The sequence below is a fragment of the Pseudomonas sp. NPDC087615 genome, from assembly GCF_044743445.1.
In the GTDB taxonomy this organism is placed as follows: Bacteria; Pseudomonadota; Gammaproteobacteria; order Pseudomonadales; family Pseudomonadaceae; genus Aquipseudomonas; species Aquipseudomonas baetica_A.
This window is the reverse complement of record NZ_JBIUWM010000008.1, coordinates 115,484-128,486: the sequence shown is the minus strand read 5'-3', so window position 1 is coordinate 128,486 and position 13,003 is coordinate 115,484. Positions and strand designations below refer to the sequence as shown.

The window sequence follows — 13,003 nt, the reverse complement described above, 5'->3', positions numbered from 1 at the left end:
CCTTGCGTTCACGCACTGCATGGTTCTGCGGTAACAACTCGCAGCAACTGTGCAGCAGGTGCAGCACTTCCAATGCAAGATCGGGCTCCCAGGCGTGCAGGCCTGAGTCCTGTAATGTCTGATCGAGGGTTTCGAGCTGGTTCTTGGCCAGTTCGTATTTCTTGGCCATGAAGCACAGTCGGGCGAGCGCGAACTGCCAGAAGAAGCGCTCGCGTCCGCCGTGGGCCGATTGCAGTCCTTGCTTGAGGATCTGCACGGCAGGCTTCAAGCCTTCCTTGCGCAGCAGTGGCAGCACCTCTTCGAGGGCTTTTTCCCAGGCTGGCTGGGTTTCGACGTTCTCGCTTTCGACCTTGCGCGGCGCACTGGCGCTTTGCAGGTGCGGCATGACGTTGGCGGCGATCCACGCCCGGGTGGACGGATCGGCAAACGGCGCACCGTCATGGAAACGCAACTCGACAATGCCAGGCAGACGTTGAACCAAAAGCGCGAAGTGGATTTCCACTTCGCGCATTGCCAACTCGGCGTTGAGGTTCTGGAGACATTCCCAGACCATTCGCTGGCCATCGAACCAGAACGGTGCCTTCGCCAGGCTCGCCTCCAGTTCCACCAGCAAGTCGGCGTATTTGCCCTGATCGAAACGGTCCTGGTAGAGCTTGAGCTTTTCCAGTGGCAGACCACGCAACACGGTGATCTGTTCGGCGTTGCGCTCAGGCACCGCGTCGATGGTCATCCACAGCAGCGTGCGATTCAGGCGCAAGGCGCGCAGGTCAGTGGCCTTCTGTTTGAGCCACCAGGCGCACAGTGGCCGCGCGCTGTCCTGCTGGGCGCGCAAGGCTTTGTGAGCGTCTCTTTCGTTGTCAATCGGTGCGCCGGGCGTGAGCAACTGGCTCGCGGCCTGTTTGACCTGTGCCACCGCAGCGCCCACCACACCGGGGGCTGGCTGGTTGTCGGCGGCACGCTGGATCATGGTTTTCAGGCGGCGGGAGAGCGGCAGCAGCAGCGGCGCGTCATCACCCAGATGTTCGGTGCAGGCAGCGTCGAGGCCAGCCAGATGCTCGGAGAGCTGCCGGAACATCGGCAATTGCTCTTTGATCGCGATGTTTTCGGTGATGACCTGCTCAAGACGCGGCACCAGCCAGCCAATGGCGGCGGCACGGGTGCGGGGTTTGAGCGGGTGAACGTCGGTCCAGTTGTTTTCCGACAGATGGTGCAGCAGACCGAGGCCGGCCAGCAGCCCCGGGAAGGATTCGCGCTGATACAGCGACCAGGTGAGCCAGGCGCCGACACGCAAATCCTTGGATTGGGTACGCAGAAGGTTTTCGCTGTTTTCGCGAATTTTCAGCCAGTCGATCTGCCCGCTTTCGTGCATCGACGAGGCTTTGGCCAGCTCGCTTTCCAGTGCCTCGAATTCGCTCGAAAAACGAACGTCTTCGCCCGCGAAATTCTCTTTGGAAACAGAGACTTTAGCGAGTTCGAGGTAATGGGCGGAAAGTTTGCTTGAGTAGGACATCCATGGCCTTTAATTGGGATTACAGTCGTGCGCCTATTGGAATTTCAGGAGCGCTGGACAGTATCGAAGAGCAGTGACATGACTCATCCTATTGAGTGTGTGCTCTTTCAAGTGGGCGCATCGTACTCACGATGATGGCCACTAGCAAGCATCTGATCAAACAACAAGACGAAGTGTTCATTGGTGCTTGTAAGAGATCGCCCTATATGTGACAGGGGATTCCCTGATACCGCTTTAAATTCTCCGCGTTTGCCCAACACCCTCCAAACCATTGATCCAGAGCATCCGGTGAAGTCAGGCCGTTTCATTTCGAACGAGCGTCCCAATAAGCGGCGTAAAGCATGACAAAATTTTTAAAAAATAGAAGTAGGATTCTTCCGAAATCCCATCGACATCTATAAACAATTTACCGCCGACAACATCCATCAATAAAAGTGCCATCAATTTGATGGCATTTCACTTTCTGAAAGTTTCACAAGGCCGGCAATACTGTACATCAGTGCCAACTCAATAATTATCGAAGTTCCCTCCTACAGTCTTCTCCTTCAATTTACCCCGCACTTTCACATCCGGAATGCTCTGACAAATGTCAGAGATACTTCTTACATCAATTTATTTCCCGCGTTGCTAGCGTGCCTTGGCAAAACTTTTCCGCGTGGCGATCAAGGATGATCGAACACCGCGCCAAGACTCCCATTGCTTAAGGACAAGCGTATGTTCAGTACGGGCAACTGCGCGCCTTTTACCCTGCAAATCCCAGCCGTTCGTCACGATTTCAAGGTGCTTGCCTTTAACGGCACCGAGGCCATCAGCCAGCTTTACTCCGTCCGAATCGAACTGGTCAGCGAGTATCCGGACTTCGATCTGGAGAGCCTGCTCAGCCAACCCGCGTTTCTACAATTCGGCCTCAACGGCGAAGGTATTCACGGGCGCATCGAAGATGTAATGGTCACAGAGTCCGGTAAACGCCTGACCCGCTATGAGCTGACGCTGGTGCCAGCGTTGCACTATCTGCAGTTCAGCCAGGATCAGCGAATTTTTCAGCAGCGTACGGTACCGCAGATCATCGCGCAGGTGCTCGAAAGGCACGGCTTTCAAAGCGATGCATTCACCTTTCACATCAACCCGAATCCGCCGCGTGAGTACTGTACGCAGTACGGCGAAAGCGACTTCATGTTCCTCCAGCGTTTGTGCGCCGAAGATGGAATTGCCTGGCATCACCAGCATTCGGTCGACGGGCATTTACTGGTGTTCACTGACAGCCCAGTGTTCGCCCCCAGTCTGGGTACAACGCACTTTCAGGCCGACAGCGGCATGGTCGCGGAACAATCCGTGGTCAATCAGCTGACCATGGGCTTCAACACGCGCACCAGCACGGTGACCCGTCGTGACTACGATCTTCAACGCCCAAGTCTGCTACTGGAGAGCCGCTTCACCGCCGAATTCAGTCCCGATCTCAAGGACTACCGATACTGATCTATATACGATGGCAATCCCTGGCTGAACCCCAAACCTATGAGGCTTACATCACCATTTGCGAATCGGCTCGGGAAATCATGCGTAAGCCGGAAAAAGCTTTCTGCAGGGCTGATGGCAAATGGATCACGGACTACCGCGATGACATGGGTATTGGCTTGGCTCCCGGCGGTATTGCAAAGGTCTGGCTAAGGGGCGCTTGCCTCAAGTCTGTCGAGATTACTCGGTTCAAAGGGAGTGTAATGAAGGAAGGCCCGTATCAAGGAAAAAACGAGGGGCAGTACGCACTGTCTCTATCACCTGAATCTAAAGCCTACATCGAAAAATTCGGCATTCCCTTCGGGAGCTGGTAAGGAGCATTACCTCATGGAATTGAAACCGCAGTTGTTCGCAGCGCTGATGTGGCTTCCCGCTACCCAGGCGTTTGCAGACACCTCGCCACTGGACGGCCATTACTACCTGACGGGCGCAATGGAAATGGGCGCCGAGTTGCTGTTGCGTAAGGACGGCACCTTTTCTGCTGGTATCGCCTACGGATCGGCTGGCGGTGTCGCCAAGGGAAACTGGTATGTCGAGGAAAACACTCTCATGCTGGAGCAAGAGCCTGCTGCCCAACCAGCAAAGAAGCTTTCCTACAATCTTTCACACGAGAGAACGCTGATCGAACTAAAGGAATATGCCGACAAAGAAAAAAATGAGTTGGCTAAAGAGAGCTACGTTTTAGAGCTACGGTACGATCACCAACCTGCGCCGCCGCCCCTGAAACCCGTGATGGTCAGTCTCGAGTTCGATTCAGGTCCACCGGGTCAATTGCTCTTGAACTCGAATCAACAAACAGACCTCTGGTTTCCTTACGATCACCAGAGAACTCTGAAAAAAATTGGCTTTGGCACAGATCATAATCGTGGAACTTATCAATGGTTCGATGTCGCGGGGGATAGCCGAGCCTTCAATATTGGCTGGAAGAAACGAAAAAACCAGCCCTTAACGTTCGAACAACCAATCGGATTTGATCTGGCGACCACCCGCCAATATCTGGCTCCAGATGAGCGAGAACGAGTTGACCATAACTATTGGTTGACGTTTTATCACTTCGATCCGGTCTCACCACCCGCGATCCATCCAGTGGACGTTCATTGGCAATTCGAAGACGGTTCGACATTGAAGGAGGTTTGGACAGACTCGCAGCGAAACACGCTGACACTGCCGTTCTCCCCAAATAAAGCATTGGCGAAAATCGGTTTGCATACACAAAATTCTCCTGATGAAATCGAGTGGTTCACCGTCATGCCGGAAACTCGATGGGCGACGCTGGACTGGCAAGCCTATCCTGACCCTGCCAACGGCGATCTTTCTGTGTTGTTCAAATATCTGCAATTAGCCATCGAACCCAACTGCTTGGCCGTCAATTTTGGCAACGGCAAGGCCTGCTTCCGGCGTCAATAAGCCGATTTACAGCCACAAAAAATGGGCACCCGACCGCAATCGGTGTGCCCATTTTTTATTGCGGTTCTCCCCGTGTTCAGGGACTTCGCCGCAATTATGGATTAACGCTGTCTTTCAACGATTTGCCTGGCTTGAACGCAACGGTGTTGCTGGCCTTGATTTTCACCGGCTCGCCGGTTTGCGGGTTTTTGCCGGTGCGGGCGCCGCGGTGGCGTTGCAGGAAGGTGCCGAAGCCCACCAGCGTGACACTGTCCTTGCGGTGCAGAGCGCCGGTGATTTCTTCGAGAACGGCGTTGAGCACGCGGTTGGCCTGTTCTTTGGTCAGATCTGCTTTTTCAGCGATTGCAGCGGCGAGTTCTGGTTTACGCATTAGTGAAGCCCCTTTGACGGTTTTTTGTTGTTATGTCCGTGCTGTTCTCGTTGGAACAGCGCCCAAGGCGCCGCAGGCTCTACTCTGCGGCAGACGGAGTGAGGATGGCACGCGGATACCGGCGGCGCCAGTCTCCACGCGACCTTTGTAGGGGCAAAAGCGGGGTGATTCCGACAGAACGACCGGTATTTACGCCAGCAACGGCGGAAGCTGTTTGTTCAGTGCGAGTTTTTCCATCACTGCCGCGCCGGTCAGGGCATAACCGAGCAACTGGCCGTCAGCGCTATGACACACGGCCTTGATGTCGGCGCCCTGCCCTTCGACTGTCCACACGCCTTCGCTGCCCCGTGGCGGGGGCGAAACCACCAACGGGCACACCGGGGTTTTCACGGTGATCGGCATGGGACCATAGCTCACTGCCGTCGGGTTTCCCGCCAGGGTTTGTGCCAGCGCTCGCGCACAACTCATCAGGGGCATGACGTACAGCAGATTCAGCCCGTCGACCTCGGCGCAGTCGCCCAAGGCGTAGATATTGGCATGGGACGTCTTCAGATGCCGATCGACCACCACGCCGCGATTGACCTGCACGCCAGCAGCCGCCGCCAGATCGATGCGTGGACGCAGGCCGATGGCCGACACCACCACATCGCACGCAATGACCTGACCGTCGGACAGATGCGCTTCCAAACCGTCGGCCACTTTCTGCAGGCGGGTCAGTACCGGGCCGAGGTGGAAACGCGCACCGAGGCTTTCCAGCCCCGCCTGCACGGCTGCCGCAGCGGCCGGGTGCAGCAGCGTCGGCATGACCTGTTCGCACGGGGCGACCAGTTGCACTTCGTAGCCGCCGAGGATCAGGTCGTTGGCGAATTCACAGCCGATCAGGCCGGCGCCGAGTAGCAATACCCGGCGCTTACCGGCGGCGGCGGCACGGAAGCGTGCGTAGTCTTCAAGATCGTTGATCGGGAAAACCAGATCCGCACCGTCGCCTTCAATCGGCACGCGCACGGTTTCTGCGCCCCAGGCCAGGATCAGGTCGCGGTAGGCCACGGCCTCTTCGCCGATCCACAAGCGCTTGTGTCCGGCGTCGATGCCGCTGATGCGCGTGTGGGTGCGCACTTCGGCCTTCAACTGCTCGGCCATGGCGCCCGGTTCGGCCATGCTCAGACCGTCGGCGTCCTTGTTCTTGCCGAAACCGGTCGAGAGCATCGGCTTGGAGTAAGAGCGGCCGTCATCGGCGGTAATCAGCAGCAGCGGGGTTTCGCTATCGAGTTTGCGAAACTCCCGGGCCAGGTTGTAACCCGCAAGCCCGGTGCCGACGATTACGACAGGTGCGTTCATGCCTTACTCCTTGGTGTGTCTCAGTTGATTTCGATCATTTCGAAGTCCATCTTGCCGACGCCGCAGTCCGGGCACAGCCAGTCTTGCGGCACATCCTGCCACAGGGTGCCCGGCGCGATACCGTCGTCCGGCCAGCCGTCGGCTTCGTTATAGATCAGGCCGCAGACCACACATTGCCACTTTTTCATTCAGGTACTTCCTCAGGATTCAGACGTTTTACCGGCGCGGACGGTCGATGGGTGCTGCGCTGCCATCCGGCTCAGGGCGTTTTGTACTGAGGGTGCCGGGCAGATGCAAGCCTGTTCGGCGCAACGGCGACCCGGTTCCATCAATCTCGCGGCCTGCCATGGTAAGCTCGCCGCCTCATTTGCGGCCAATAATGACTCATTGTGCAACATTCAAATTCCTCTCCGGCCCCGCTCTGGCTGACTCAAAGCCAACTGACGCCCCTCCCCGATTCGTTGACCCTGAGCTGGTTGTTCGACGAAGGTTCGCTGACCCGCCGACTGACCCGCCTGTCGAACGACAGCTTCAGCGTAACGCCGCTGTTTGAGGGCTGGGACACTTTGCGAACCGACGAATGCACCGCGCTGGATCTGGCCGAAGGCAGTGAAGGTTGGGTGCGCGAAGTGTACTTGCGCGGCCATGGCGAGGCCTGGGTGTTCGCCCGCAGCGTGGCCTCGCGCAGCGCCTTGCAGGGCGACGGTTTGCACATGGACGAACTGGGCAGCCGCTCGCTGGGCGAGTTGCTGTTTTGTGATCACGCCTTCCAGCGCCGCGCCATCGAAGTCTGTGAGTACCCGGAACATTGGCTGCCACAAGCGTCACGCTCGCCCGACCTGTGGGGCCGGCGCTCGCGTTTCGACCGTGGCGCACTGAGCGTGCTGGTAGCGGAAATTTTCCTGCCGAGCCTGTGGAGCGCCGTCCGCGCCGATCCGGAGAACTGCTGATGTACCAGAGCCTGCTCAAATCCCTGAACCGTTTGAATCCGCGCGCCTGGGATTTCATTCAGTTGACCCGCATGGATAAGCCGATCGGCATTTACTTGCTGCTGTGGCCAACGCTGTGGGCACTGTGGATTGCCGGCAAAGGCTCGCCATCGCTGGCCAACGTGGTGATTTTTGTCCTCGGCGTGGTGCTGACCCGCGCCGGTGGCTGCGTGATCAACGACTGGGCCGACCGCCAGGTCGACGGCCACGTCAAACGCACGGCGCAACGACCGTTGGCCAGCGGCAAGATCAGCTCGAAAGAGGCGCTGGTGTTCTTCGCGCTGCTGATGGGCGTGAGTTTCCTGCTGGTGCTGTGCACCAATGCGCCGACGATCTGGCTGTCGCTGGGTGGTTTGGCGCTGGCCTTCACGTATCCGTTCATGAAGCGCTACACCTATTACCCGCAGGTGGTGCTGGGTGCGGCGTTTTCCTGGGGCATGCCGATGGCGTTCACCGCCGAAACCGGCGAAGTGCCCGCTGCGGCGTGGTTGCTGTGGATCGCCAACCTGCTGTGGACGGTGGGTTACGACACCTATTACGCGATGACCGATCGGGATGACGACCTGAAGATCGGGGTGAAATCCACGGCGATTCTGTTCGGCGAGGCGGATCGGGTGATCATCCTGACGTTGCAGGCGCTGTCGTTGGGTTGCCTGTTGCTGGCGGGTTCGAAGTTCGAATTGGGAATCTGGTTCCATCTCGGCTTGCTGGTAGCGGCGGGATGCTATGCGTGGGAATTCTGGTACACCCGCAGCAAGGACCGGTTGCGCTGCTTCCAGGCGTTTTTACACAACCACTGGGCCGGGCTGGCGATTTTTGTCGGGATCGTGCTGGATTACGCGTTGCGTTGAGACAATACGGCCCCGGAGACCGGGGCCGATGTTCAAGCACTGAAGCCCGTTATTTCTGTGACATGTGGACGACATGCCACATGTTTTTCATCATGTCGCCTTTCATTTCTCCAGGTTTTTCGTCCTTCATGAACGTGTACAGCGGTTTGCCGTCGTAGGCGTATTGCATCATGCCGTCATCGCGCTTGATGACACTCCATTTGCCCTCAGCCTTGGCGTCCGCTGGCGCCATCATCGGTGGCCAGTTCTTGGCGCAATCGGCGTTGCACATCGACTTGCCGTCGGCGTCTTTGTCGAACGTGTAAACGGTCATGCCTTTGTGATCGACCATCATGCCGTCCTTCATCATGGCCGGCTCGGCCGCCATCGCTAATCCAGGCAGAGTCAGAGCAGCAGCCATCAGCAGGGCTTTAAAGGAAAACGTCATTTGAGTCATGGAAACCTTCTTTTGTGGTTGTCAGGATTCGGACTTAGAGCGTAGTTCAGGATCCGCACAACCGCTGGCGGACTAAAATACTGTCACACGACTGCAATAATTCCGTTATCTAATGCGGCGCAAGACAGTTAAATGACAAGAGGATTAAGGCATGGTTGGCAGGAGCATTCTGATCGTTGACGACGAAGCGCCCATTCGCGAAATGATCGCCGTTGCGTTGGAAATGGCCGGCTATGACTGCCTCGAGGCGGAGAACTCGCAGCAGGCGCACGCCATCATCGTCGACCGCAAACCGGACTTGATCCTGCTCGACTGGATGCTGCCCGGCACCTCCGGCATCGAACTGGCCCGCCGCCTCAAACGTGACGAACTGACCGGGGACATCCCGATCATCATGCTCACCGCCAAGGGCGAAGAGGACAACAAGATCCAGGGTCTGGAAGTCGGCGCTGATGACTACATCACCAAACCGTTTTCCCCACGCGAACTGGTGGCGCGCCTCAAAGCTGTGCTGCGCCGCGCCGGTCCGACCGACGGCGAAGCGCCGATCGAAGTCGGTGGGCTGCTGCTCGACCCGATCAGCCACCGCGTGACCATCGATGGCAAACCGGCCGAGATGGGCCCGACCGAATATCGCCTGCTGCAATTCTTCATGACCCACCAGGAACGCGCCTACACCCGTGGCCAATTGTTGGATCAGGTCTGGGGCGGCAACGTCTATGTTGAAGAGCGCACCGTCGACGTGCACATACGCCGTCTGCGCAAGGCACTCGGCGACGCCTACGAAAATCTGGTACAAACCGTGCGCGGCACTGGCTACCGGTTTTCCACCAAGGCCTGACCCGACCGCCAGACTCGCTGACAAGGACCGTACTTCCCGTGAATCAAAACTGGCATGGCACCCTGATTCGCCACATGCTGCTGCTGGTCACCGCTTGTCTGGTGATCGGCCTGATCACCGGCTATTACGGCTGGAGCCTTGCCGCGGGCCTGGGTATTTATCTGGCCTGGACGCTCAAGCAATTGCTGCGTCTGCACGAATGGCTACGCCTGCACCAACCCGATGAAGCACCGCCCGACGGCTACGGCCTGTGGGGCGAGGTGTTCGACAGCATCTATCACCTGCAACGCCGCGACCAACGGGTACGCGGGCGCCTGCAAGCGGTGATCGACCGGGTGCAGGAGTCCACCGCCGCACTGAAAGACGCGGTGATCATGCTCGACAGCGATGGCAACCTGGAATGGTGGAACCGCGCCGCCGAAACCCTGCTCGGCCTCAAGACCCCGCAAGACAGCGGCCAACCGGTGACCAACCTGGTCCGCCATCCGCGCTTCAAGGAATACTTCGAGCAGGAAAGCTACGCCGAGCCGCTGGAAATACCCTCGCCGACCAATGATCGCGTGCGCATTCAGCTGTACCTGACCCGCTACGGCAACAACGAACACTTGATGCTGGTGCGCGACGTCACGCGCATCCATCAGTTGGAGCAGATGCGCAAAGATTTCGTCGCCAACGTTTCCCACGAGTTGCGCACGCCGCTGACGGTGATCTGCGGCTATCTGGAAACCCTGCTCGACAACGTCGAGGAAGTGAACCCGCGCTGGAGCCGTGCCCTGCAGCAGATGCAGCAACAGGGCGGACGCATGCAGACGTTGCTCAACGACCTGCTGTTGCTGGCCAAACTGGAAGCCACCGACTATCCGTCCGACAACCATCCGGTGCCCGTCGACACGCTGCTGCAATCGATCAAGAGCGACGCGCAGCAACTGTCCGGATCAAAAAACCAGCACATCACGCTGGAAGCCGACACCAGCCTCATGCTCAAGGGCAGCGAGGCAGAACTTCGCAGCGCGTTCTCCAATCTGGTGTTCAACGCGGTGAAATACACGCCGGCCGAGGGCAACATTCGCATTCGCTGGTGGAGTGATGAGCAAGGCGCACACCTGAGCGTGCAGGACTCGGGCATGGGGATCGACAGCAAACACCTGCCGCGCCTGACCGAACGCTTCTACCGCGTCGACTCCAGCCGCAACTCCAACACGGGCGGCACCGGGCTGGGGCTGGCGATCGTCAAACATGTGTTGCTGCGCCACCGCGCACGCATGGAAATCAGCAGCGTGCCCGGTCATGGCAGCACGTTCACCTGCCATTTCGCCCCGGCTCAAGTGGCTCAAGTACGGGCAATTAGCGCCGCTGAGTAATGCCGGACTAGGCAATCGCCAGGTCAGCCGCTACATTGGCTGACTTGCGCCTGCCTTTCAGGCGCGACTTATTCTCTCTTACGAATTACACGGAACCCGCAAAACTCCATCATGGACCCTTCCCCTGGCTTGTCCCTCGCTACAATATTTGCCGATTTCGGCATGATCCTTTTTGCTCTGATCCTGGTTTTGCTCAACGGCTTTTTCGTTGCAGCGGAATTCGCCATGGTCAAACTGCGCTCGACCCGGGTCGAGGCCATCGCTGACAAGAACGGCTGGCGCGGGCACATCCTGCGCACCGTACACAGTCAGCTCGATGCGTATCTCTCGGCGTGTCAGCTCGGCATCACCCTCGCCTCCCTCGGCCTGGGCTGGGTGGGTGAGCCGGCGTTTGCGCACATTCTCGAGCCCTTGCTGGAAAGCGTTGGCGTGCAGTCGCCGGAAGTGATCAAGGGCGTGTCGTTCTTCGCTGCGTTCTTCGTTATTTCGTACCTGCACATCGTCGTTGGCGAATTGGCACCCAAATCATGGGCAATCCGTAAACCCGAGCTGTTGTCGCTGTGGACGGCGGTGCCGCTGTACCTGTTCTACTGGGCGATGTACCCGGCGATCTACCTGCTCAATGCCAGCGCCAACGCGATTCTGCGGATTGCAGGGCAAGGCGAACCCGGCCCGCACCACGAACACCACTACAGCCGCGAAGAACTGAAACTGATCCTGCACTCCAGCCGTGGGCAGGATCCGAGCGACCAAGGCATGCGCGTATTGGCCTCTGCGGTGGAAATGGGTGAACTGGAAGTGGTCGACTGGGCCAACTCCCGGGAAGACCTGGTCACGCTGGAATTCAACGCGCCGCTGAAGGAAATCCTGGCGATGTTCCGTCGCCACAAGTTCAGCCGTTATCCGGTGTACGACAGTGAGCGCCAGGAGTTCGTCGGCCTGCTGCACATCAAGGATCTGCTGCTGGAACTGGCGGCGCTGGATCACATTCCCGAATCGTTCAACCTGGCTGAACTGACCCGTCCGCTGGAACGCGTGTCGCGGCACATGCCGCTGTCGCAACTGCTGGAGCAGTTCCGCAAGGGTGGCTCGCACTTCGCCGTGGTCGAGGAGGCTGACGGCAACATCATCGGCTACCTGACCATGGAAGACGTGCTGGAAGTGCTGGTCGGCGACATTCAGGACGAACACCGCAAGGCCGAGCGCGGGATTCTCGCTTATCAGCCGGGCAAATTGCTGGTGCGCGGCGATACGCCGTTGTTCAAGGTCGAGCGCCTGCTGGGCATCGATCTGGACCACATCGAAGCCGAAACCCTCGCCGGACTGGTCTACGAAACGCTCAAACGGGTGCCGGAAGAGGAAGAGGTGCTGGAAGTCGAAGGTCTGCGGATCATCATCAAGAAGATGAAAGGGCCGAAGATTGTGCTGGCCAAGGTGTTGATGCTGGATTGATGAGCTGATGCCGAAGGCGTCAGATCAGGCCCCTCATCACTGCTTGCCCAACGCAAAGTTGGGCAATGCCCCCAGCGGCTGGTTGAACTGATACGGAATCGACACCAACCCCGCCCCGCTATTGCGCTGCACCACAAAGTGCAGGTGCGGGCCGCTGCTGTTGCCGGTGTTGCCCGACAGCGCCAACGAACTGCCCACTGTCACCCGCTGCCCTTCGCGCACCCTCACCGAGCCTTGTTTGAGATGCAGGTACACACCCATCGTGCCGTCATCGTGCAGCACCCGCACGAAATTGCCGGAGGGATCAGTGCCACGTCCACTCTGTGAGTTCTCGGTTTTCACCACCACGCCAGCCCGCGCGGCAATGATCGGTGTACCCACCGGCATGGCGATGTCCATCGCGTACTTGTTCTTCGGCCCATAGTGGCTGTATTGGCCATTGGCGCCCTGACTCAAGCGAAACGGCCCGCCACGCCACGGCAGCGGATAGCGATAGCCCTGCGCCGTCCCGGCAGGGTCGCCAAGGGAATAATGGAACTGCGGCGTATACACCAGGGGCCTGGTGCCGGAAACCGCCGTCAGCAACGCCAAGCGCGTATTGCTGCGTGCCGGCAGCACCCGGCGGATCGTTTGAGCGGGCGCACCACGCACATTGCTCATTCCGGTAAACGCCAGTGCAACCTCGACCGGCGCGTACAGATCATTGCGCACGAACACCACGTCGACGCCCTTCTGCTTCTTGATGTCGAGGTACACCTGCCGCTCAAGGCGTTCGACCATGCGGTCCTGAAACACGAACACCTGCGAGCCTTTGCTCGGACGGTCGCTGTAGGAGACCACGCCGTTGGCATCGGTGGATTTGTAAATAGTCATGGCCACAGCCGAGGTGGAGGCCATGAAGAGACCACAGAAAAACAGCAGGCGCGCGAGCAT

General features: G+C 58.5%; 12 protein-coding genes and 2 pseudogenes. 8 read left to right on the top strand and 6 right to left on the bottom strand.

What is annotated here, in order from left to right:
* The coding region (gene tssA, locus ACIOU6_RS06735) for a type VI secretion system protein TssA (RefSeq protein ID WP_401134874.1) at positions 1-1,510 on the bottom strand (1,510 nt) is incomplete at its 3' end.
* 714 nt (positions 1,511-2,224) lie between these two features.
* Here tssA and tssI point away from each other — a divergent pair.
* The 3 genes and pseudogenes from tssI to ACIOU6_RS06720 all read left to right on the top strand — a co-directional run.
* Positions 2,225-2,983: pseudogene (tssI, locus tag ACIOU6_RS06730) on the top strand (type VI secretion system tip protein TssI/VgrG); the annotation flags it as partial.
* A pseudogene (locus tag ACIOU6_RS06725) lies at positions 2,974-3,339 on the top strand (DUF2931 family protein); the annotation flags it as partial. The pseudogenes tssI and ACIOU6_RS06725, both read left to right, overlap by 10 nt.
* Positions 3,340-3,352: 13 nt before the next feature.
* Complete coding sequence (locus ACIOU6_RS06720) at positions 3,353-4,432, top strand: hypothetical protein (RefSeq protein ID WP_401134871.1); 1,080 nt, start codon at positions 3,353-3,355, stop codon at positions 4,430-4,432.
* A 94-nt stretch (positions 4,433-4,526) separates the two neighbouring features.
* On the opposite strand, the gene ACIOU6_RS06715 is transcribed toward ACIOU6_RS06720, so the two are convergent.
* The 3 genes from ACIOU6_RS06715 to ACIOU6_RS06705 form a co-directional block, all read right to left on the bottom strand.
* Entirely contained in the window at positions 4,527-4,802 is a 276-nt protein-coding gene (locus ACIOU6_RS06715) for an HU family DNA-binding protein (RefSeq protein WP_003213368.1), read from the bottom strand.
* A gap of 189 nt (positions 4,803-4,991) precedes the next feature.
* Positions 4,992-6,140 carry an NAD(P)/FAD-dependent oxidoreductase gene (locus ACIOU6_RS06710; RefSeq protein WP_221731916.1) on the bottom strand — a complete coding sequence of 383 codons (1,149 nt, stop codon included), beginning with the start codon at positions 6,138-6,140 and terminating at the stop codon, positions 4,992-4,994.
* 20 nt (positions 6,141-6,160) lie between these two features.
* A complete protein-coding gene (locus ACIOU6_RS06705) occupies positions 6,161-6,328 on the bottom strand; it encodes a rubredoxin (protein WP_221731915.1) in 168 nt (55 codons plus the stop codon).
* 201 nt (positions 6,329-6,529) lie between these two features.
* Between ACIOU6_RS06705 and ACIOU6_RS06700 the strand changes: the two genes are divergently transcribed.
* Together ACIOU6_RS06700 and ubiA are read left to right on the top strand one after the other, a co-directional pair.
* Positions 6,530-7,090, top strand: a complete 561-nt coding sequence (locus ACIOU6_RS06700) for a chorismate--pyruvate lyase family protein (protein ID WP_401134867.1) — start codon at positions 6,530-6,532, stop codon at positions 7,088-7,090.
* On the top strand, positions 7,090-7,980 hold the full coding sequence (gene ubiA / locus ACIOU6_RS06695; protein WP_401134865.1) for a 4-hydroxybenzoate octaprenyltransferase: 891 nt from the start codon (positions 7,090-7,092) through the stop codon (positions 7,978-7,980). The genes ACIOU6_RS06700 and ubiA overlap by 1 nt, the downstream gene beginning before the upstream one ends.
* Before the next feature lie 49 nt (positions 7,981-8,029).
* Here ubiA and ACIOU6_RS06690 read toward each other — a convergent pair whose 3' ends face one another.
* Entirely contained in the window at positions 8,030-8,416 is a 387-nt protein-coding gene (locus ACIOU6_RS06690) for a hypothetical protein (protein WP_221731912.1), read from the bottom strand.
* Positions 8,417-8,567: 151 nt separating this feature from the next.
* On the opposite strand from ACIOU6_RS06690, the gene phoB reads away from it, so the two are divergent.
* The 3 genes from phoB to ACIOU6_RS06675 all read left to right on the top strand — a co-directional run bounded on the left by phoB (position 8,568) and on the right by ACIOU6_RS06675 (position 12,070).
* Complete coding sequence (phoB, locus tag ACIOU6_RS06685; RefSeq protein WP_007896474.1) at positions 8,568-9,257, top strand: phosphate regulon transcriptional regulator PhoB; 690 nt, start codon at positions 8,568-8,570, stop codon at positions 9,255-9,257.
* 74 nt (positions 9,258-9,331) lie between these two features.
* On the top strand, positions 9,332-10,618 hold the full coding sequence (phoR, locus tag ACIOU6_RS06680; RefSeq protein ID WP_260455826.1) for a phosphate regulon sensor histidine kinase PhoR: 1,287 nt from the start codon (positions 9,332-9,334) through the stop codon (positions 10,616-10,618).
* Positions 10,619-10,729: 111 nt separating this feature from the next.
* Positions 10,730-12,070 (top strand): hemolysin family protein, encoded by a 1,341-nt coding sequence (locus tag ACIOU6_RS06675; RefSeq protein ID WP_221731910.1) that lies wholly within the window; start codon positions 10,730-10,732, stop codon positions 12,068-12,070.
* A 36-nt stretch (positions 12,071-12,106) separates the two neighbouring features.
* On the opposite strand, the gene ACIOU6_RS06670 is transcribed toward ACIOU6_RS06675, so the two are convergent.
* Entirely contained in the window at positions 12,107-13,003 is an 897-nt protein-coding gene (locus ACIOU6_RS06670) for a peptidoglycan DD-metalloendopeptidase family protein (protein ID WP_401134862.1), read from the bottom strand.